This is a genomic window from Deltaproteobacteria bacterium RBG_16_64_85, assembly GCA_001798885.1.
Taxonomy (GTDB): domain Bacteria; phylum Desulfobacterota; class Deferrimicrobia; order Deferrimicrobiales; family Deferrimicrobiaceae; genus FEB-35.
In genome coordinates this window covers 15321-35345 of the sequence record MGQW01000073.1, presented here as the reverse complement: position 1 = coordinate 35345, position 20025 = coordinate 15321, and the positions used below count along the sequence as shown (strand labels likewise).

The window sequence follows — 20025 nt, the reverse complement described above, 5'->3', positions numbered from 1 at the left end:
CCGCGCGGGCGCGTGGATTGAAATGTGTTGATGGTGAGATCTGATACATATATAATGTACTGTATACAATTGTAATAATCGAGGTGGCCGATGAAGACTTCCGTAAAGAGCGTGCGCATCAACGACGCAACGGCCCGGGATATTGAGCAACTGCGGCGCGGGCGGCGGGCGACCTTCTCTTCCCTGGCTTCGGAGCTTATCGCCGAAGCGGCGAAGATGCGGCGGTGCCCCGGGGTCGTATTCGCCGACGGCCCTTCGGGCCGCAGGGCGAGAATCGAAGGAACGGGGATCGAAGTCTGGGAGGTGATCGCCTCCTACCTCGCGCTGGGAAAGGACGAGAAGCGGCTTAAAAAGGCGTATGCCTGGCTCTCCGACAGGCAGTTGCTGGCCGCTTTGGGATACTACCGTGCCTACCCCAAGGAGATGGAAGATCTCGTCGACGCGAACAGGGACATGGACGAAAATATCGTCCGGGAAAGACTCCCCTTCGTCCGCAGGTCCCCCCGGTGAAGATTTGCCTCGACGAGGACATCGCCCCCGAAGTCGCCGTCATCCTCAGGTCCTTGGGAGTGGATGCGACCAGCGTGCACGAGTCGGGAAGGCAAGGGTTGTCCGACCGGGAGCAGTTGGAACTTGCGGCGGTAGAGGACCGTTGCCTGGTCACCCGCAACCGGAACGACTTCATCCTACTAACGCGGGAGTTCTTCGAGAAGGGCCTGCCCCACGCCGGGGTCCTGATCCTGCCTTGGACGGTCCCCCCGGATAACTTTCGGCTCGTTGCGAAGAGAATCGCTCTCTATGCGAAGCGTGCCGGCGGTTCTGCAACCGAATACCTGTTCGACTTCGCCTAACGAAAACGGCCGCCGATACGGACGCAGGCGAAGCGCCTTCCGGTCCGGTACATGCTATAGTTTTTGTTCGCAGCGGCGAACAAAGGAGGCGACATTGCTGAAGAAAGAGGAGTGCGTCCTGTACAGCGGCGGCGCGAACGGCGCGGAGCACGAGTTCGGCGTCCAGGCGGAAGCGTACGGGATCGAGGAAGTCAACTTCACGTTCGAGGGGCACGGGATCGCGCGTGTCCGGGGAGTGAGGGTGCTCTCCCGCGAGGAGCTTTCGAAGGGCGACGTGAGCCTGGCCTACGTCTCGAAGCTGATGAATCGCACGTACTCCGATGCCCTGTTCATCCGCAAGGTGCTGCAGACGTTGTGGTACATGGTCAACGCGGGGCAGGAGATCTACGTCATCGGCAAGATCCTTGAAGACGGGACCGTGCGCGGCGGCACCGGCTGGGGCGCCGAGTTCGCCAAGCTCTGCAACAAGCCGATCTTCGTCTTCGATCAGGAACGGGGCCGCTGGTTCGCGTGGAAGGAAGACGGTTGGGCGGAGATCGCGGACCCCGCCGCCCTGCGGATCGGCAATCGCCGGTTTACCGGGACCGGGACGCGGTTCCTGGAGGAAAACGGCCGCCGGGCGATCCGGGAGCTGTTCGAGCGCTCCTTCCGGTAAGACCCTCACGCGCATGCGACCCTCCGACATCCGCAACGTGGCGATCATCGCCCACGTGGACCACGGCAAGACCACGCTGGTCGACGCGATGCTCAAACAGAGCGGCGTCTTCCGCGAACATCAGGCCGTTCCCGATCGCGTGATGGACTCGACCGACCTGGAGCGGGAGAAGGGGATCACGATCCTGGCGAAGAACACCGCCGTGGTCTACCGGGGGGTGAAGATCAACATCGTGGACACCCCGGGCCACGCCGATTTCGGCGGGGAGGTGGAGCGCACCCTGAAGATGGTCGACGGGGTGCTCCTGCTGGTGGACGCTTCCGAGGGGCCGCTCCCCCAGACCCGCTTCGTCCTTTCGAAGGCGCTGGAACAGGCACTCCCGGTGATCCTGGTCGTCAACAAGATCGACCGTCCGGACGCCCGGATCGACGAGGTGATCAGCGAGGTCTACGACCTGTTCATCGACCTGGACGCGGCGGAGGAGCAGCTGGAATTCCCGATCCTCCTGACGAACGCCCGCGCGGGGACGGCACGGGAGAAAGACGGCGGGGAGGGGAGAGACCTCCGCCCTCTGTTCGACCGGATCCTCACCCACGTACCGCCTCCGTCCGGGGATCCTTCCGCCCCCCTGCAGTTCCTGGTGACGAGCCTGGACTACAGCGACTACATCGGTCGGCTGGCCGTGGGGAGGGTTTTCTCCGGGACCCTCCGCGCCGGGGAGGCCGTGTCCATTTGCGGAAAGGACGGGGCGATGGAGCGCGTCAAGGTCGCGCTCCTCTACGGCTACGAAGGGCTTTCCCGGGAGGAGATCCCGGAAGCCGGAGCGGGAGAGATCGTGGCCGTCGCAGGAGCTCCGCTGATCACCATCGGGGACACGGTTTCCGACGCGATGGCGCCGCGCCCCCTGCCGCGGATCGCGGTCGACGAGCCGACGGTGTCGATGGTCTTCTCGATCAATACCTCTCCGGTCGCCGGGAGAGAGGGGAAATACGTCACCTCACGGCAGCTTCGGGAGCGACTTGCGAAGGAACTACTCGCCAACGTGGCGCTCCGGATCGACTTCTCCGGGACCGACGCATTCACCGTGATGGGTCGCGGGGAGCTGCAGCTGGCGATCCTCATCGAGATGATGCGCCGCGAAGGATTCGAGTTGTCGGTTTCCCGCCCCGAGGTGGTCACGAAAACCGGGAACGGAGTGCTCAAGGAGCCGGTGGAGATGCTGTTCGTCGATATCCCCGAGGCCTACCTGGGAACGGTGACTCAACGCCTGGGGGCCCGCAAGGCGAAGATGACGAAGATGGTCAATCCCGGGCATGGGCGGGTGCGCCTCGAATACCGGATTCCGTCGCGGGGGCTCATCGGGTTCCGCTCGGAGTTCCTCACGGAGACGCGCGGGACGGGGCTGCTCAACCATCTTTTCGACGGGTACGAGCCGTGGCAGGGCCCGATCCCGGAGAGGATCAACGGGGCGCTGGTGGCCGACCGGTCAGGCCGGGCGACCGCCTACGCGATCTTCCATCTCCAGTCCCGCGGCGCCTTCTTCATCGGGGAAGGGACGCAGGTCTACGAAGGGATGATCGTCGGGGAGAACTCCCGTCCCGTGGACATCGACATCAATGTAACGAAGGAGAAGAAGCTCACCAACATCCGCGCGGCCGGCGCCGACGAGGCGCTTCGCCTGGTCCCGCCGAGGATCCTGTCGCTGGAGGGCGCGCTCGAGTTCATCAACGAGGACGAGCTGGCCGAGGTGACGCCGTCCTCGCTGCGTCTCCGGAAGAAGGTCCTGGAGGCCAATCGCCGTCCCAGGAAAAAAGAGCCGGCTATTTAAGGTCAAAAGGGGTTGGTAAAGTCGAGCCTAAGAAGGGCATCTTCCCGTCGCCATCGTCTCCATCCAGACCGCCGGGGAGTTCCTCGGCTGGCATCCCCACCTGCACGTCCTTGCTCCCGCGGGGGTCTTCCGGACGGACGGGAGTTTCGTCCACTCCCCCGTCTTCGATACCGTCATCCTGCGGGACCTCTTCCAGGCCAGCGTCCTGTTGATTCCCATCCCATTTGAGTATACTGACGGCGAAAGGCCGTCGGAAGCAGCAGCGTTAGGTGTGGCGGGGTCGGTGATGTCGGGCAGGTCGATCCGGCCCCCGAAACACAACGGCCGGGAGGAGTGAAGGACCCTACCGACTGGGCAGCGAAAAAACAAACTTCCTTCAATGAGGGGGTAGGGATGGATGAAAGAAATGTTTACAGTGCAAGTGAGACGATGCTGTCTGCGATGAAGAAAGGACCTGCGAGGAAGGCGCTGATCATTGTAGCAATCCTGGCCTTTTTCATGTTCTTGAAGCCATGGGTTCAGATTGGGGCAGGTGAAAGAGGGGTTGTCCTTAATTTTGGTGCTGTTCAGGAGAATGTGTTTGGAGAAGGGCTGCATTTCAGGATACCTGTAATGCAGAGGGTTGCCATAATGGATGTCAAGGTTCAAAAGGCAGTAACTGATGCCACATCAGCCTCAGCTGATCTTCAGGATGTGACTTCATCGGTTGCGCTTAACTATCATGTCATACCTGATAAGGCAAATGTTGTCTATCAAACCATTGGGATACACTTCAAGGAGCGTATTATAGACCCTGCAATACAAGAGGTAATGAAAGCTGTGTCAGCCAGGTATTCAGCAGAAGAGCTTATAACAAAGAGAGCAGCAGTAAGCGAGGCAATGAGAGCAAACCTTGCTGAAAGACTTATGCCTAATAATATAGCAGTTGATGCGGTTTCTATTGTCGCTTTCAGCTTCTCTAAAATATTTACGGAGGCTATTGAGTCAAAGCAGACAGCAGAACAGCTTGCACTAAAGGCAAGGAGAGACCTGGATAGAATAAAGATAGAGGCAGAGCAGAAGATTACAGCAGCAAGGGCAGAGGCGGAATCCTTGAGGCTGCAGAGAGCGAATATTTCACCGGACCTTATAGAGCTTAGAAAGATCGAGGCCAATCTCAAGGCCATAGATAAATGGAATGGGATACTCCCCCAGGTTACAGGGGGCGGGGCGGTACCGTTTATTGGCGTAGGTGAGCTGCAGAAGAGATAAACAAATGATCGCAAACGGGATCCGGCCCGCCCGTCGGGTCCCGACCGAAGAAAAAAGAATAGATTTTTTTTCGAGTGGAAAACGGGGACGGACCGTGGGCATAATAATCAGGACTGTTTATTGAATTCGAGGGGGGTGGAAGAGCGATGGCGAATTCCGCGTCTTCGAAATGGAAAAAGAACTCTTCCGGCGCCCTGACCCGGGCGCTCCGGTTCGAAAAACAGGGGAAACGGTTTTTCGCCGCAGCCGCCGCCAAGAGTTCGGATGCTTTCGCGAGGCAGGTGTTCGAGCTTCTCGCCGTCCTTGAGGAAAAGCACGCACAGGACATCCTTGTGATCTCCCGGAAGCTCGAGGAGGAGGGGAAGTTCCCGGCGGTCTCCACCGCCTCCAGCGAGGCGAGGATGCAGATGTTCGAGCGGGAAACGCGGCGGATCCGGAAGGAGAAAACGATTTCCGGGGACGCGGCGGCCGCCATGCGGAAAGCCCTCGGCTTCGAGGCGGAGGGGCGCGAGATGTACAAGCGGATGGCCGAGGGGGCGACGAACCCCCAGGAACGGAAGTTCTTCAAGCTCCTCTCGAGCGAGGAGTCGAAGCATTTCGATGTGATCTACGAGTATCTCGATTTCCTGGAGGCCACCGGCCTCCGGATGGGGGAGTAAGGAACTGCCGGGGGGGTTGGGGGGCCATCCCTTTTCGTCGGGTTTCCTCTTCTAGACAGTTGTCGGGGGTCCTATGAAAAATCAACGGCCGTATTATCTTTTCCTCCTGGCGGGGACGGCGGCTCTTCTCCTCTATTCCGCACAAGCCCTGGCTGTGCACCAGACGGAGGAGCGCAAGACCCGGAATGAGGAGCCGGCAGCATTGCAGTTTCCTGTTCCCCCGCCGCCGTTTACGCCGGGGATCTTCCCCTGCTCCGAGTGCCACAAGGAGATCAAGCCGAACCCGACCCGCAGGGTCCTCAAGGACGAGCACACCGGCATCGTCCTGAACCACGCCCAGGGACAGCGCTGGTGCCTGGACTGCCACGACACCGCCAACCGGGACAAGCTCCGGCTGGTCTCCGGCGAGAAGATCGACTTCTCGGAGTCGTACCGGCTGTGCGGGCAGTGCCACGGGGACAAGTTCCGCGACTGGAAGGTGGGCGTCCACGGGAAGCGGACCGGGCTGTGGAACGGGAAGAAGGAGTACCTCCTGTGCGCCCACTGCCACAATCCGCACGACCCGAGGTACAAGCCGATCCAGCCGATGCCCCCGCCGGTCCGCCCGGAAGGCATCCGCTGAGCGTGAACCTGGTTTGTCAAGGAGAGAAGGTCATGTCGGATAAGGAAACGCGCGACCGGAACGCCTTCCGGCTCTCGCGCCGCAAGGCGTTGAAGGGACTGGCCGCGGGCTTGGGCGCCCTCGCTCTTCCCGGGAAGGACGCGTCCGCCTCCGTCTGGGAGGCGTTTTTCCAGAAGAATTTCCGGGAGCTCGACAAGACGGAACTGCAGAAGGTCCTCGCCCGCCTGGAGAAAGAGTACAGCGCCCGGTTCGGAAAGGCGGTCAAGGTAAAGGCGACCCCTCCCATCGAGGGGGTCCTGTTCGGGTACGCCCTCGACCTCTCGCGCTGCATCGGGTGCCGCCGCTGCGTCTACGGCTGCGTCGGGGAGAACAACCCGTCCAGGGAGCCGCAGATCCACTGGATCCGGGTCCTCCGGATGAAAAAGGAGAAGGGGGTCTTCCTGGAGGAGGCGGAGCATTACTACAACCCCTCCAAGGTCCCCGAGCCGGGGCACTTCTATATGCCCGTGCAATGCCACCAGTGCAAGAACCCGCCGTGCACGAAGGTATGTCCGGTCCAGGCGACGTGGACGGAGAACGACGGGATCGTCGTGGTGGACTACAACTGGTGCATCGGCTGCCGCTACTGCATGGCGGCGTGCCCCTACGGCGCGCGGCACTTCAACTGGAAGAAGCCCGGGCTGCCGGCGGCCGAGCTCAACCCGGACACGCACTACCTGGGGAACCGTCCCCGCCCCGTCGGGGTGGTGGAGAAGTGCACCTTCTGCATCCAGCGCGTCCGGGAGAGCGCGGGGCGATACCCGGCGTGCGTCGAAGTGTGCCCGGTGGGGGCCCGCAAGTTCGGGAACCTGCTCGACCCGGAGAGCGAGGTTCGCTACATCATCGAAAACAAGCGGGTGTTCATCCTCAAGGAGGACCTGAACACCCAGCCGAAGTTCTACTACTTCTACGCGACGTAAAACCTGCGGGGGCGGACGATGAAAAAGATCTGGGAATTCTTCAAGGGAACGCTCGTCCTCGTGGTCAAGGGGAGCGTGGCGTATTACGCCTGGGTCTTTTCCCTGCTGGCGATGATGGCGATCGGCACGGTCGCCTACGCGTACCAGCTCCAGAACGGGCTGATCGTCACCGCGATGCGGGACCAGGTGTCCTGGGGATTCTACATTTCCAACTTCACCTTCCTGGTCGGCGTGGCGGCCGCCGCCGTCCTGCTCGTCATCCCCGCCTACGTCTACCACTGGAAGCCGATCAAGGAAATCGCGGTCCTGGGCGAGATGCTGGCGGTCTCCGCCATGGTGATGTGCCTCCTGTTCGTCACGGTCGACATCGGGCGGCCCGACCGGTTCTGGCACCTGATCCCGAAGATCGGGATCCTCAACTTCCCCCAGTCGCTCCTGGCCTGGGACGTGGTGGTGCTGAACCTCTACCTCGTCCTGAACCTCGTGATCGCCGTCTACATCCTCTACAACCTCTACCACCGGCGGGAGCCGAACCCGTCGTTTACCGTCCCGCTGATCCTGTTCTCCATCCCGGCGGCCGTCTCCATCCACACGGTGACGGCGTTCCTTTACAACGGGCTGGGCGCCCGTCCCTTCTGGAACGCCTCGATCCTCGCGCCCCGCTTCCTGGCGTCGGCGTTCTGCTCCGGGCCGGCCTTCATGATCATGCTCTTCCAGGTGATCCGGAAATACACCAAGACCGAAATCAAGGACGAGGCGATCTTCAAGGTCGCCGAGCTGATCGCCTACTCGATGTTCCTCAACCTGTTCCTGCTGGGCGCGGAAGTGTTCAAGGAATACTATTCGGACACGATCCATCTGGCCCCGATGCAGTACCTCTTCCAGGGGCTCCACGGGCACACCACCCTGGTCCCGTACATCTGGACGGCGATGTTCTTCAACGTCACCGCGTTCCTGCTCTTCCTCATCCCGCAGACCCGGGAAAACTACGTGACGCTGAACATCGGGTGCGTCCTTATCTTCATCGGGGTCTACATCGAAAAGGGGATGGGGCTCGTGATCCCGGGGCTGGCGCCCGACGTGCTGGGGGAAATCTACGACTATGCCCCCACCGGGATCGAGTTCCTGTTGACGATGGGGATCTGGGCGACCGGGCTCTTCGTCTACACCATGCTCCTGCGGGTGGCGATTCCGATCCTGAACGGCGACTTCCACGTCGGGGAGGACGGCGTGACGCCGGTCATCGCGGACCAGAGGTTCATCGTCCAACGGCATGGACGGGTTTCCGGCGGGCCGGGGGTCGAGGCGGAGGCTTAGGCCGGCTTCACGCTCCGGCTGCCGGCTCCCGGCAGGATCCATTCTCGTTGACAGACCCCGGGCTACCGGGTAAGATTCGATGCATTTTCGGCCAGCGCCGGCCCATGCCGGCCGCTGGCCAGGCCCACGAAAACCGCGGGGGGGCGGCTGGGCAAATCCCGTCACGTCCGCCTTTTTCTTTCACGGTCACAAGGAGGAAGAACGCGCAATGAAAAAATTCCTTTCGAAAATGCCGGACGCCCTGGTGAGGCTGCTGGTTGTTTTCCTGGGATTGATCTTCGTGGGGGCGTTCGTCGTGATCGTGTTGATTCCCAAGCCCATGAAGGACGTGAAGATCCAGTGGGCGGACGCGGTCAAGAGGGAGCAGGCCATGCCCGTCCAGTACGCCGGCTTCCACGCCTGCGCGGAGTGCCACGACAAGATCTACGAGAAGAAGAAGACGGGATACCACAAGGATCTCTCCTGCGAAACGTGCCACGGCCCCGCCAAGGCGCACACGCAGGACCCCGACAAGTTCAAACCGGCCATCCCGAAGGAGCGGTCGTTCTGCCCGTTGTGCCACGCCTACAACCCGTCGCGTCCCAGGGGCTTCCCGCAGATCAACCCGGTGGCCCACAACCCGCTCAAGGCCTGCGCCGCCTGCCACAACCCGCACGACCCGAAGCCGCCGACCACCCCGAAGGAGTGCTCGGCGTGCCACGGGGAGATCGCCCGGACGAAGGCGGTGTCCCACCACGTCCAGCTGGAGTGCACGGTGTGCCACCAGGCGCTGCAGCAGCACAAGATTTCGCCCCGGAGCGTCAAGCCCACGAAGCCGCAGAACCGGGAGTTCTGCGGGAAGTGCCATGCCAAGGACGCGAAGGACAAGTTGGCCAGGAACGCGCCGAAGGTCGACCTGTCCACACACGGGGAGAAGTACGTGTGCTGGCAATGTCATTATCCGCATTCGCCGGAGGTGGAAGAGTGAACAGCAGACGAAAGTTCCTGAGGGATGTCCTCGCATTCCTCGTTTCCGGGAGTGCGATCGGGGGAGTCTTCCAGATCCTGCCCGCGAAGGTGCTCGCGAAGGAGGCCCCGCGGAAAGGGAAGTGGTACGGCTTCGGCGTCTCCGTGGACAAGTGCATCGGCTGCACCCGGTGCGTCGAGGCCTGCAAGACGGAAACCGACGTCCCCAGGGAACCCTTCTTCACCCGGACCTGGGTGGAGCGATACATCATCAAGCGAAACGGCGATGCGATCGTGAATACGGTCGAGACGAAACCGGAAGGAGTGCCCGATTCCGCGGCGGACCGGTCGATCCTGCGAAGCTTCTTCGTCCCGAAGCTGTGCAACCAGTGCGCGGATCCGCCCTGCGTCCAGGTCTGCCCGGTCGGGGCGACGTTCCAGACCGATGACGGGGTCGTCCTCGTCAACAGCAAGACGTGCATCGGGTGCCGGTACTGCATCCAGGCATGCCCCTACGGGGCCCGGTACCTCCATCCCCGGACCCACACCGCGGACAAGTGCACCTTCTGCTACCACCGGGTCTCGCAGAACCTGCTCCCGGCGTGCGTCGAGGTGTGCCCCACCCAGGCCCGCATCTTCGGGGATCTGAACAGCGTGGCGAGCCCCCTGGCGCGGTTCCGGCGGATGAACAAGATCCACGTGCTCAAGCCGGGGCTCAACACGGAGCCGAAAGTCTACTACGCGAGCCTGGACGGAGAGGTGCGATGACCAACGAACTGTATAAGTCCCTGTACGAGCTCCTGCCCCAGATCACGGGGTTCATCTACCCGAACGAGATCGAAATCCACTGGGGCATTCTGGTCGTGGTCTACCCCTACCTCACCGGCATCGTGGCCGGGGCGTTCATCCTGGCGTCCCTCGTGAAGGTGTTCAACGTCAAGGAGGTCCAGCCGCTCTACCGGTTGTCGCTCCTGACGGCCCTGTCGTATCTGCTCGTTGCGCCTCTGCCGCTGCTGTCGCACCTGGGCCACCCCGAGCGGAGCTTCGAGATCTTCCTGACCCCGCAGACCTCTTCCGCGATGGCGATGTTCGGGTTCGTTTACGCCTGGTACCTCATGGCGGTCCTGTTGCTCGAGATCTGGTTCGTCTACCGGACGGACCTGATCCACTGGGCGGAAGGAGAGACCGGCGCGATGAAGTGGATCCACAAGGGGCTCGCCCTCTTCTCCACGGACAAGAGCGAGGGGGCGCTGGCCTTCGACTCCAAGGCGCTCAAGACGATCACCATCGTCGGGATCCCCTCGGCGTTCCTCCTGCACGGCTACGTCGGGTTCATCTTCGGCTCCGTCAAGGCGAACCCCTGGTGGAGCAGCGTGCTGATCCCGATCGTGTTCCTGTTCTCCGCGATCGTGTCGGGGGTCGCCCTCGTCATCTTCTTCTATATGGTCATCACCCCCCTGACCGGCGGAAAGATCAACATGAAGTGCGTCGACAAGGCGGTCGACTTCCTCTTCTACGCCGTCATCGTCGACTTCTCCCTCGAGTTCGTCGACTTCATCCACCGCATCTACCAGAGCGAGGAGGAGATCAAGATCCTCTCCGAGATGGTCATGAGCAAGCTCTTCATGAGCCTGGTCGTCATCCAGGTCATGCTCGGGATGCTCCTGCCCCTGGGCATCATCAGCATCACCAAGATCTTCAAGAAGCGGTTCTCCCTGAACGAGGACCTGCGGAAGATGTTCTACTTCATCTCCGTGCTCCTGATCCAGTTCGGCATCTTCTCCACGCGGTGGAACGTGGTCATCGGCGGACAGATGTTCTCGAAGAGCTTTCGAGGCCTTACCACCTACAAGATGGAGTTCGGGGGGCTCGAGGGGCTCCTCTACGCCTTCGTTCTGCTCCTGCTGCCGCTGGTCATCCTGGCCGTCCTCCTGAAAATCCTGCCGCCCTGGAAGGAAATGAGGGAGGAAGGGAAGGGGTTGAACGGAGAGACGACGGGAGGCCTGCCCGCCCCCGGGGCGTAAGGCCGGAAACAAAAGATCCGCCCGTAGACGAAGGACGCCGGAGAACGATCCGGCGCCCTTTTTTTACGCCCGGCTGCGTCCCTGGAGGGAATCGCACCCTCCTGCGGAGGTTGCCCAGGAAGACCGGGTTATTTTCCGGGTGATGAAGGAGCGGTCTTCGGTATCTGGAGGAAGGTCTCCTGGATGCCGTCGGTCTTCACATCGATCCGGTAGAAGCCGTACTTCTGGAAGGGGACGAGGGGGGCGCCGGCGCCGCCGGAGACGATCACCTTGATACCGTTCCAGTCCTCCACCATCTGCATGTGCTCGTGGCCGCAAAGGATCAGGTCCACCCCGTGACGCAGAAGGATCTTGAGGAGATTCAAGCTCTGCTCACCGTAGCCGCTTGTCGTGCGGTGGGGGAAAATGCTGTCCGTCTGCGGCGGGATGTGCATCGCCACCACGATCCGGGCGATCCCGTTTTTTCCCTTGGGGTGGGCGGCCAGTTCCCGGTTCAGCCAGTCGAGGAGGGAGTCGGGCAGGGCCCCGTCCGCGTTGTCGAGGACGAGGAACCGCACGTCCTTGTGCGTGAAACCGTAAGAAGAGGAGCGCAGTTCGAAAAAGCGCGCGAACTCCTCGCGGGTCCCCTCCCGCAGTTCGTGGTTACCGATCACGACGTACAGCGGCTTCGGGAAATCCGCCGCTTTCGCCTTGAACGCCTCCCACGACTTCGTCCCGCCCGGACGCTCGAGGTCTCCCGTGTGCAGGAGGAACTCCATGTCGGAATCCCGGACCGCCGCCAGGATGCGGGGGAAGACCCCGTACCGGTCGTCCCGGCTGTCCCCGCACACCCCGAACGACCACCCGAAGGCAGCCGAAGCCCACAGCAGCCCTGCGAGCAGCAGGACGGAGCCGAATCGAAAGCGCTTCCTCATGCGATCACCTCGCGAAATAGTTACGGTAAATTATTATACCGACCGGAAGTCCCGTGCCGCGGAAAGCCGACCCCGTCGATTGCGGCTTTCTTCCAGCGGCAGGGGGGTCTCCGGCGGAGCCGCCGCAGGAGGGGGGCGCAGCCGGTACCGGGTATGCGAGCGGAGCGCTCATTCCATTTTCCGCAGCTCCGGAAATTTCGCGCAGATCGCCGCCCCCCCGGCGAGGCTCGCGACGGCCGCTGTGGCCAGCGCTGCGGTCGTAGAGGTAGAGTCCGCAAGCAGCCCCAGGAGAAGGCCTCCGATCCGCATCAGCCCCAGGAAAAGGGAGACGTAAATGGCCATCACCCTCCCGCGGAGGTGGTCCGGCACGATCGTCTGGAGCAGGGAGTTCGCCGGCGCGTTCTGCAGGACGAAGGCGAACCCGATCGCGGTGAGCAGGCCAACGGACAGAGCATAATCGCGGGAAAACGCGAAGGCAAACAGAAACAGGGGGAACGACAGGCTTCCCGCCGTCAGTGCCATGCCTTTCCGCCGCACCGCCCACCCGGATGCGGAAAACAGGGAGCCGAGCACGGCGCCCACCCCCGCCGCGGACATCAAAATCCCGTAGGTGCCAGCCCCCCCGCCCAGGATTTCCTTGGCGAATACGGGGACCAGAACGTGGTACGGCATCGCCAGCAGCGCCGAGAAGGAGACGAGGAGGACGATCGCCTTCGGCGCACGGTAATCCCGGATGTACCGGGCCCCCCCGAGCAGGTCGTCCCCGACCTTCCCGTCCGCTCGCGCGCGGCGGATGAGGGAGGCGTCCATCAGGAAGAGCCCGCCGAGGACGGCCAGGAAGCTCGCCCCGTTCAGGAAAAAAGCTCCGGAAACGCCGACGTAGGCCACGAGAATCCCCGCCACCGCCGGCCCGATCACCCGTGCTCCGTGGAAGATCCCGGAGTTGAGCGCGATCGCGTTGGACAGGTCCTCCTTCCCCACCAGCTCGACGACGAAGGCCTGCCGTGCCGGGGTGTCGAGGGCCTGCGCCGCTCCGAGCAGAAAAGCGAGCGCCATAACGTGCCACACCTGCACCACGCCTGCCCAGCACAGGGCGAAGAGGAGAAACGCCTGGACCATCATGGCGGCCTGCATGGCGAAGATGATCTTCCGCTTCGAGAACCGGTCGGCGATCGCGCCGGCGTAGAGCGTGAGGGGCACCAGGGGGATGGCGCCCACGAAGTTCACGAGTCCCAGATCCCGCGCCGAGCCGGTCAGCTGGTACACCAGCCAGTTCTGGGCGATCGTCTGCATCCAGGTGCCCACGAGCGAGGTGAGCTGGCCGAAGAACCAGAGCCGGAAGTTCCGGTGGCGCATCGCCTGGAAGGTGGCCGCCAGCGCGGATGGGGGAACGCGGGGGGGCGCAGGAGGGCGCGGGGGAGCGCCCCCCGGGGGCGCAGGAGGGAGGACCGTTCGCATCGGGGTTACTCCGAACGTCGCAGGAACAGGGCGCCCAGCGGGGGAAGGGAGAGTTTCACCGACCAGGGGCGGCCGTTCCACGAGACGTCCTCCGCCGGTGTGGCGTCGACGCCGTCCGCGTTGCTCCCCCCGTAAAATTCGGAATCGCTGTTGAACACCGCCCGGTAGAGTCCCGGAGCGGGGACACCCACCCGGTAATCCTTCCGGAGGACGGGTGTGAAGTTGAAGGCGCACACCAGAAAATCGTCCGGGGTTTTCGCCCGGCGCAGGAAGGAGACGATGCTGTGGTCGACATCACGGAAGCCGATCCACTCGAACCCCTCGGGGCGGAAATCGACTTCGTGCAGGGCGGGGGAGGCCTTGTAGATACGGTTGAGATCCCGCACCATCGTCTGGAGCCCCCGGTGGGAGTCCCACTGAAGGAGATGCCACGAAAGCGACACGTCGTGGTTCCACTCCTCCCACTGGCCGAACTCGCAGCCCATGAACAACAGCTTCTTCCCGGGGTGCGCGTACATGTAGGCGTACAGGAGCCGCAGGTTCGCGAACTTCTGCCACAGGTCGCCCGGCATTTTGTCCAGCAAGGCACGCTTCTGGTGGACGACCTCGTCGTGCGAGAAGGGGAGGACGAAATTTTCGTGGAAGGCATAGAGGAGAGAGAAGGTCAGCGTGCCGAAGTGGAACTTGCGGTAGATCGGCTCCTTCTCGATGAACCCCAGCATGTCGTGCATCCATCCCATATTCCACTTGAAGGTGAATCCGAGGCCGCCCAGGTACACCGGGCGCGACACCATCGGCCAGGCAGTGGACTCTTCCGCGAGCGTGATCGCTCCCGGGTGCTTCGCGTGGACGAGCTCGTTCATCCGCTTGAGGAATGCAATCGCCTCCAGGTTCTCCCGGCCCCCGAATTCGTTGGGGATCCAATCCCCGGGGTTCCGGGAATAGTCGAGGTAGATCATGGAGGCCACCGCGTCCACCCTCAGGCCGTCGATGTGGTACTTCTCCAGCCAGAAAAGGGCGTTGGACAGGAGAAAATTCGCCACCTCGCGCCGGCCGTAGTTGAAGACCAGGGTCCCCCAGTCGTGGTGTTCCCCTTTCCGAGGGTCGGCGTGTTCGTACAGATGGCTGCCGTCGAAGTAGTTCAGCCCGTGCCCGTCCTTCGGGAAATGGGCGGGCACCCAGTCGAGGATCACGCCGATTCCCTCCTGGTGGCAGCGGTCCACGAACGCCATGAAGTCCGCGGGGTTGCCGAACCGGGCGGTGGGAGCGAAGTATCCCAGCGTCTGGTACCCCCAGGAGCCGTCGAAAGGATGCTCCGAGACGGGAAGCAGCTCGATGTGGGTGTAGCCCATGTCGCGGACGTAGGGGACGAGCTCGTCCGCGAGCTCGAGATAGGTGAGGTAACGGTTTCCCTCCTCCGGCTTCCGCTTCCACGAGCCCAGGTGCACCTCGTAAGTGGCCATCGGAGCCTCAAGGGGATTCCGCGAGGCGCGGGCTGCCATCCAGTCCGCATCCCCCCAGGCATATCCGTCGATGCTGCAGACGATCGATCCCGTGCGGGGGGGCGGCTCAAAGCGGAAGGCGAACGGGTCGGACTTCGTGAACAGCGCTCCGGCCTCGCGGGTGCGGATCTCGAACTTGTAGATCTCGCCCTCCGTCAGGCCCGGGATGAAGATCTCCCAGATGCCGCTCTCGCCCCGGCTGCGCATCGGGTGCGTACGGCCATCCCAATGATTGAAGTTCCCGACGACGGAGACGCGCTCGGCGTTGGGCGCCCAGACGGCGAAGGTGACACCGTTCACTTCGCTCACGCGGGCCAGGTGGCTCCCGAGCCGCGCGTACTGGTCGAGGTGGGTCCCTTCGTGCAGGAGGTGGATGTCGAAATCGGTGAGGACGCAGCCGAAGGCGTAGGGGTCGTCCTGCTGCCAGCGGTGCCCCTCGTAATCGACGATCTCGATCCGGTAGGGGAAGAACTCGCGGATGCGGGGGAAGACCGCTTCGAATACGCCGTCGGGGTGGAGGCGCTCCATCTCCGTGCGCCTCTTCTTCCCCTCCTTAAAGGTCACCACGTATGCGTGGGAGGCAAGGGGGAGGACTGCCCTTATCGCCACTGCCTTCCTCTGGTTGATGTCGACCACGTGGGGGCCCAGGACGGAGAAAGGGTCCCAGTGTCTGGCGTCTGCGAGGAGTTCGATATCCTGTTTCCGGAGCGTTCCGACCATAGGCGACTATTCTATCGGAAAAGTACCGGAGGGACACTCCTTCATCGGGCGCGGGATTCTCACCGCTGTACCTTGAAATTCGTCTCCTCGACGTCCTTGCCGCCGCCGGCGCTCTCGACCGAAGCGATGACCCGGTATTTCCCCGCCGGGGCGTCGGCGGGCAGGATGATGGGGACGATGCTCTTCCACGTCCCCCCTTCGCGTTCGATCTTGATCTCCGTCTTCCCCACGGAGGTGCCGTTCACGAGGATTTCCCTCGTCTCCCTGACGAGGACCTGCTGGTCGGCCGACGGGGTGAGGACAGCGTAGGTCAGGTCGATGTTGACCGTCTCCCCTGGAACGAGGACGGCGGGACGGGAACGGACGGTTTCGATCTTGAGCCTCGTCCCCTGCGCCGGAGTATATCCATACTCCCTGCTGGTCTGCGGGAGGGTCTTTTCCTTCTGGTCCATGTAGTGGCCGATCGCGCCCCCCGTCAAGCCCCCGAGGAGGCCGCCGATGACCGCGCCTCGCTTCCCGCCGATGATCCCGCCCACGACGGCGCCGCCCACGACCCCGGTTCCCGCTCCGATCGTGGTGCTCGGGTTCTCCCGGACGGACTGGGCCGTCTGGGCGCATCCATAAAGAACCGCCGCAAGGAAAGCGACGGCGACGGCCGCACATAAGCTTTTCCGCATGGGAAACCTCCCGTGATCTTTGACGCTCGAGGTGGTGGGTACATTCATCGTTTCCCCGCCTCCATCGCGAAAAAGCGGGGAGAGGGGCGGTCCCGGCGTGCCGCGTGCACCGGGATATCCCCGAAACCGTAGCGGGAGAGGATTCCCCGGACCGTCCCGATGGCCCGCGAAGGGGTGTTGTGATCGGCGCTCAGATGGCAGAGAACCACCGCCCGCGGCAGCTTCCGGCTCTCCTGCATCACCCTCACGAGGAACTTCCCGGCCTGTTCGTTGGAGAGGTGGCCCACGTCGGAATCGACCCGCGCCCGGTCGTAATGGTTGCGGTGGCTGTTCGTGAGCATCACGGGGTCGTAGTTCGATTCGATCAGGATGAGGTCGCTGTCGACGAACCGCTCGTAGAGACCGTTTCCGCCGCTTCCCAGGTCGGTTGCCATGGAGACGCGGGCTTCGCGGTCCCCGGCGAGGGCTTCGATGCGGAATCCGCAGGTGAGGCCCTCCGCGTCGTGGGGGACGGCGAACGGCACGACCCCGATGCTCCCGACGGAGAACGGCTCCGCCCCGAACGTCCGCAGCGGCCCGGACATCGATGACCGCGAAAGAACCCGGCGCGAGAACGCCCGCAGGTTCTTCTCGTGGAGGAGGATGGGCACTTCGTGACGCGCGCAGCAGGCGACCGCGGAGGGGTGGATGTGATCCGCGTGGAGGTGGGACACCAGTACCGCGTCGATGTCGTCCCAGTGGGATCCCGCCTCGGAGAGCGCGGAAACGAGTCCCCTCTGGGAGGAGAGACCTGCGTCCACCAGGATCGTCGTGCCGGCGTGCTCCACCAGCGTGAGGTTCCCCGAACTCCCGCTGCGAAGCGGTTTCACGGAGAAGTTACTCAACGGAGAGCAGCTCCAGCCCGGAAGGCTGGTCCGGCTTTCGGGAGGCCGACACGCCGGCGATCTGGAGGATCAGGGCCTCCACGACGAGGAAAACCTCCCCTTCCTTCCGGATGCAGCCGGTCAGGACCTCCTTCCCCCTGCCGAGCGAGGCATGGAGGTGGATGGCAGGGGCGCCTTCCTTTTCCGCGACGCTTCCCATTCCGACGATTTCGTGCGGTTTCGCGAACTCCGTCCAGACGGGCTCCGGGGGCAGGCAGGCCTCCCGTGGACCGGTGACCATCCTTCCCGCAGCAATCGCCCCGAAAAGGAAGAACCACCCCGAAAGGACGTTCTCCTTCCTGCACAGATCGACGAGCCCAGGGACGACCGGCTCGCCGTGGTCGAACCGCGCCAGCAGGATCTTCCCGATCGTCCCGGCCTTGTAGTTCATCGGCCCCGGCGTCCTCTCACGGGGCGTACCGGGTAAAGACGAAGTCGTGGTCCTTCACGTTGACCAGGTGGCACGGAAAACAAGTCTTGTGCGTCGCCTCGTCCGCCGGTTTCCCGTCGATGAAGCGTCCGAACCCCCATCCGCCGGTAGAGGCGTACTTCCTGGAGTCCTTGGCCATGAACTCGATCCGCGGGGCGACTCCCGGCATCCAGGCTCCCGCGAACTCCTTCATCGGCTCGCGCTTCCACGCCAGCTTCGCGATCACCGACCCGTCGGGGAAGGGGAGCGTGTTCTCGCGGAATGCCTTCATGACGATGTTGTTGCCCAGGACGGCCCGGAGCTCGTCCTTGTTGTCGGTGCGGTGGGAGATGGCGATGAGCTGCCAGCTCCGGTATCCCTCCGGGACCGTAACACCGAAGATCGGCGACGCATGGAGGTTTGCGGGCGATGCCGCTTTCTCCTGGGCGGTTCCCGAACCGGCAACGAAGGACAGAAAGAGCACTGCGAATCCCATAAGGAGAAGAACCCGGGGGGTGGTGTGATGCACCGCGCACTCCTTTCCTCCCTGTCAGGGAAAGCGTGATGTGCGTATTATACCAGAGCCTCCCGAAACCACCTCATTGGGGTATAATCCCCCCCCATGGAACCGCGGTTTCAGGGGGATTGAGAGGATGAACCGGCGGACGCTCCTTCTCCTTTTCGCGGCCTTCTTTCTCTTCTACTTCTCGGCGCTCGGGACGATGCCCCTCCTGGAGCCCGACGAAGGCAGGTACGCAGAGATCCCCCGCGAGATGCTGGCCACGGGAGATTTCGTTACCCCGCATCTGAACGGTGTCGTCTACCTGGAAAAGCCGCCGCTCTTCTACTGGGGAAACGCGCTTTCGCTGCGTCTTCTCGGCGAGAACGAATTCGCGGCCCGCTCCTTCACGGCCCTCGTCTCCGTGATGGGAATCCTGCTGACCTACTGGATGGGGTCCGCGCTCTCCGGCCCGCGCACCGGCCTTTTCTCCTCCATCGTCCTCTCCACCTCCGTTTATTACTACGTCGTCGGGCGGCTCAACACGCCCGACATGACGCTCGCGGTGGTGCTCGTCCTCGCGATCTTCCCCGCCTATCTCTACCTTTCCGGGAAACGGGAGAGCCGGTGGTTTCTCCACCTCTCGTACGCGGCGGCGGGGCTCGCGTTTCTCGCCAAGGGACTCGTGGGATTGATGTTCCCCGCGGCGATCCTGCTCTGCTGGCTGGTCTTCTCCCTGCGGCACCGGGAGATTTTCCGCGCCGTCTCTCTTCCCGGGTTCCTCCTCTTTTTTGCCATTGCGCTGCCGTGGGTGCTCCTCGTCCAGATGCGGAATCCCGACTTCCTCCGGTTCTTCTTCGTGCAGGAGCATTTTCTCCGGTACACGACCGGGATGCATCGCCACTTCGAACCATTCTGGTTCTTCCTCCCGGTCGTCATCGGTGGGTTCGTCCCCTGGATCGCCTTCCTGCGTCGGGTGGCGCTCGCTGCGCGCGCTTCGGCGGAGAAATACCTCCCCCGCGAGGCTCTGGTCTTCCTGCTTTGCTGGGTCCTCTTCATCTTCCTTTTCTTTTCCGTTTCCCAGTCGAAGTTGCCGACCTACTTGGCGCCGATCTTCCCGCCGCTGGCCGTGCTGTTCGGGAGGGGATTGGACCTGTGGGTCGACGGGGAGGATGGCGCGATTCGCTGCCGGACCCCGCTGGCGCTGGCGGCGCTGATCGCCGCCGCGATCTTCTGGATCCCATCCCTCTCGCGGCATCCGGTCGACCCCTCCGTGTGGGCGCTCGCCACGGCCCTCCCGATTCTCCTGATCCTTGCCTGGGGGGCGGTTCCGCTCTTTCTCCGAAGGCTTGGGGCCGAGCGGGTGGTCCTTCTCTCCTTCCTCCTCCTGGCGCTCTTTTTCATCTCCCTGAACCGTCCCGCGGCCTTCTACGTGGGGGGATACAAGTCGGTGAAGGCGCTTTCGCAGGTCCTCTCCTCCTCCCTGCGGCCGGGGGACGTCGTTGCCCAGTACGGCACGTACAAACAGGGTATTCCGTTCTACACGAAGCGCCGGACGGTCCTGGTCGACGAGGTGGGAGAGCTGAAGTTCGGGGCTTCGCGGGCAAAGGACCGGGCGGACTACTTCCTGAACGGCGCCGGGTTCCAGCGGCTCTGGGCGTCCGGGTCGCGGGTCTTCTGCGTGTTCAAGCGCGACGCCCTGCCGCTCATCCGGGAGAAGTTCCCCGCTCACCGGTTGCTCTACCGGTCCGATGAAGGTATCCTCATTGTGAATCGCCCGTGACGGGACAGAAGACGCGCGAGGCCGCCCTT

General features: G+C 63.1%; 20 protein-coding genes. 13 read left to right on the top strand and 7 right to left on the bottom strand.

What is annotated here, in order from left to right:
* The first annotated feature begins 90 nt into the window (after positions 1–90).
* The 12 genes from A2Z13_03795 to A2Z13_03740 all read left to right on the top strand — a co-directional run bounded on the left by A2Z13_03795 (position 91) and on the right by A2Z13_03740 (position 11111).
* Positions 91–510 carry a hypothetical protein gene (locus A2Z13_03795; protein ID OGP77033.1) on the top strand — a complete coding sequence of 140 codons (420 nt, stop codon included), beginning with the start codon at positions 91–93 and terminating at the stop codon, positions 508–510.
* Positions 507–851, top strand: a complete 345-nt coding sequence (locus A2Z13_03790; GenBank protein ID OGP77032.1) for a hypothetical protein — start codon at positions 507–509, stop codon at positions 849–851. The genes A2Z13_03795 and A2Z13_03790 overlap by 4 nt, the downstream gene beginning before the upstream one ends.
* A 94-nt stretch (positions 852–945) precedes the next feature.
* The gene (locus A2Z13_03785; GenBank protein ID OGP77031.1) at positions 946–1506 is read left to right on the top strand and encodes a hypothetical protein; all 561 of its coding nucleotides are present in this window, start codon (positions 946–948) and stop codon (positions 1504–1506) included.
* 13 nt (positions 1507–1519) lie between these two features.
* The gene (locus A2Z13_03780) at positions 1520–3334 is read left to right on the top strand and encodes a GTP-binding protein TypA (protein OGP77030.1); all 1815 of its coding nucleotides are present in this window, start codon (positions 1520–1522) and stop codon (positions 3332–3334) included.
* Between the two features lie 393 nt (positions 3335–3727).
* Complete coding sequence (locus A2Z13_03775) at positions 3728–4585, top strand: HflC protein (protein OGP77037.1); 858 nt, start codon at positions 3728–3730, stop codon at positions 4583–4585.
* Positions 4586–4731: 146 nt separating this feature from the next.
* A complete protein-coding gene (locus A2Z13_03770; GenBank protein OGP77029.1) occupies positions 4732–5244 on the top strand; it encodes a hypothetical protein in 513 nt (170 codons plus the stop codon).
* A gap of 73 nt (positions 5245–5317) precedes the next feature.
* On the top strand, positions 5318–5866 hold the full coding sequence (locus A2Z13_03765; protein OGP77028.1) for a hypothetical protein: 549 nt from the start codon (positions 5318–5320) through the stop codon (positions 5864–5866).
* A gap of 32 nt (positions 5867–5898) precedes the next feature.
* Entirely contained in the window at positions 5899–6825 is a 927-nt protein-coding gene (locus A2Z13_03760) for a 4Fe-4S ferredoxin (protein OGP77027.1), read from the top strand.
* Positions 6826–6843: 18 nt separating this feature from the next.
* Positions 6844–8142, top strand: a complete 1299-nt coding sequence (locus A2Z13_03755) for a polysulfide reductase (GenBank protein ID OGP77026.1) — start codon at positions 6844–6846, stop codon at positions 8140–8142.
* Positions 8143–8350: 208 nt separating this feature from the next.
* Complete coding sequence (locus A2Z13_03750; GenBank protein OGP77025.1) at positions 8351–9109, top strand: hypothetical protein; 759 nt, start codon at positions 8351–8353, stop codon at positions 9107–9109.
* A complete protein-coding gene (locus A2Z13_03745) occupies positions 9073–9855 on the top strand; it encodes a hypothetical protein (protein ID OGP77024.1) in 783 nt (260 codons plus the stop codon). Before A2Z13_03750 ends, A2Z13_03745 begins: the two co-directional genes overlap by 37 nt.
* On the top strand, positions 9852–11111 hold the full coding sequence (locus A2Z13_03740; GenBank protein ID OGP77023.1) for a polysulfide reductase: 1260 nt from the start codon (positions 9852–9854) through the stop codon (positions 11109–11111). Before A2Z13_03745 ends, A2Z13_03740 begins: the two co-directional genes overlap by 4 nt.
* A gap of 128 nt (positions 11112–11239) precedes the next feature.
* Here the strand turns inward: A2Z13_03740 and A2Z13_03735 are convergent, their stop codons facing one another.
* The 7 genes from A2Z13_03735 to A2Z13_03705 all read right to left on the bottom strand — a co-directional run bounded on the left by A2Z13_03735 (position 11240) and on the right by A2Z13_03705 (position 18210).
* On the bottom strand, positions 11240–12025 hold the full coding sequence (locus tag A2Z13_03735) for a hypothetical protein (protein OGP77022.1): 786 nt from the start codon (positions 12023–12025) through the stop codon (positions 11240–11242).
* Positions 12026–12193: 168 nt separating this feature from the next.
* On the bottom strand, positions 12194–13381 hold the full coding sequence (locus tag A2Z13_03730) for a hypothetical protein (GenBank protein ID OGP77021.1): 1188 nt from the start codon (positions 13379–13381) through the stop codon (positions 12194–12196).
* A 107-nt stretch (positions 13382–13488) separates the two neighbouring features.
* A complete protein-coding gene (locus A2Z13_03725; protein OGP77020.1) occupies positions 13489–15705 on the bottom strand; it encodes a 1,4-alpha-glucan branching enzyme in 2217 nt (738 codons plus the stop codon).
* A 59-nt stretch (positions 15706–15764) separates the two neighbouring features.
* A complete protein-coding gene (locus tag A2Z13_03720; GenBank protein OGP77019.1) occupies positions 15765–16382 on the bottom strand; it encodes a hypothetical protein in 618 nt (205 codons plus the stop codon).
* Positions 16383–16426: 44 nt separating this feature from the next.
* Positions 16427–17209: a hypothetical protein gene (locus A2Z13_03715; GenBank protein OGP77018.1), complete on the bottom strand. Its 783-nt coding sequence runs from the start codon at positions 17207–17209 to the stop codon at positions 16427–16429.
* 49 nt (positions 17210–17258) lie between these two features.
* Positions 17259–17696, bottom strand: a complete 438-nt coding sequence (locus tag A2Z13_03710) for a hypothetical protein (protein ID OGP77017.1) — start codon at positions 17694–17696, stop codon at positions 17259–17261.
* Between the two features lie 16 nt (positions 17697–17712).
* On the bottom strand, positions 17713–18210 hold the full coding sequence (locus A2Z13_03705) for a hypothetical protein (GenBank protein ID OGP77036.1): 498 nt from the start codon (positions 18208–18210) through the stop codon (positions 17713–17715).
* Positions 18211–18367: 157 nt separating this feature from the next.
* Here A2Z13_03705 and A2Z13_03700 point away from each other — a divergent pair, with 157 nt between their 5' ends.
* Entirely contained in the window at positions 18368–19996 is a 1629-nt protein-coding gene (locus tag A2Z13_03700) for a hypothetical protein (protein OGP77016.1), read from the top strand.
* The last annotated feature ends 29 nt before the right edge of the window (positions 19997–20025 follow it).

Excerpts from the sequence above, each read along its gene's own strand:
- A2Z13_03795 (OGP77033.1), top strand. The coding sequence starts at position 91 with ATGAAGACTTCCGTAAAGAGCGTGCGCATCAACGACGCAACGGCCCGG.
- A2Z13_03780 (OGP77030.1), top strand. The coding sequence starts at position 1,520 with ATGCGACCCTCCGACATCCGCAACGTGGCGATCATCGCCCACGTGGAC.
- A2Z13_03775 (OGP77037.1), top strand. The coding sequence starts at position 3,728 with ATGGATGAAAGAAATGTTTACAGTGCAAGTGAGACGATGCTGTCTGCG.
- A2Z13_03770 (OGP77029.1), top strand. The coding sequence starts at position 4,732 with ATGGCGAATTCCGCGTCTTCGAAATGGAAAAAGAACTCTTCCGGCGCC.
- A2Z13_03765 (OGP77028.1), top strand. The coding sequence starts at position 5,318 with ATGAAAAATCAACGGCCGTATTATCTTTTCCTCCTGGCGGGGACGGCG.
- A2Z13_03760 (OGP77027.1), top strand. The coding sequence starts at position 5,899 with ATGTCGGATAAGGAAACGCGCGACCGGAACGCCTTCCGGCTCTCGCGC.
- A2Z13_03755 (OGP77026.1), top strand. The coding sequence starts at position 6,844 with ATGAAAAAGATCTGGGAATTCTTCAAGGGAACGCTCGTCCTCGTGGTC.
- A2Z13_03750 (OGP77025.1), top strand. The coding sequence starts at position 8,351 with ATGAAAAAATTCCTTTCGAAAATGCCGGACGCCCTGGTGAGGCTGCTG.
- A2Z13_03745 (OGP77024.1), top strand. The coding sequence starts at position 9,073 with ATGTCATTATCCGCATTCGCCGGAGGTGGAAGAGTGAACAGCAGACGA.
- A2Z13_03740 (OGP77023.1), top strand. The coding sequence starts at position 9,852 with ATGACCAACGAACTGTATAAGTCCCTGTACGAGCTCCTGCCCCAGATC.
- A2Z13_03735 (OGP77022.1), bottom strand. The coding sequence starts at position 12,025 with ATGAGGAAGCGCTTTCGATTCGGCTCCGTCCTGCTGCTCGCAGGGCTG.
- A2Z13_03730 (OGP77021.1), bottom strand. The coding sequence starts at position 13,381 with ATGCGCCACCGGAACTTCCGGCTCTGGTTCTTCGGCCAGCTCACCTCG.
- A2Z13_03725 (OGP77020.1), bottom strand. The coding sequence starts at position 15,705 with ATGGTCGGAACGCTCCGGAAACAGGATATCGAACTCCTCGCAGACGCC.
- A2Z13_03720 (OGP77019.1), bottom strand. The coding sequence starts at position 16,382 with ATGCGGAAAAGCTTATGTGCGGCCGTCGCCGTCGCTTTCCTTGCGGCG.
- A2Z13_03710 (OGP77017.1), bottom strand. The coding sequence starts at position 17,696 with ATGAACTACAAGGCCGGGACGATCGGGAAGATCCTGCTGGCGCGGTTC.
- A2Z13_03705 (OGP77036.1), bottom strand. The coding sequence starts at position 18,210 with ATGGGATTCGCAGTGCTCTTTCTGTCCTTCGTTGCCGGTTCGGGAACC.
- A2Z13_03700 (OGP77016.1), top strand. The coding sequence starts at position 18,368 with ATGAACCGGCGGACGCTCCTTCTCCTTTTCGCGGCCTTCTTTCTCTTC.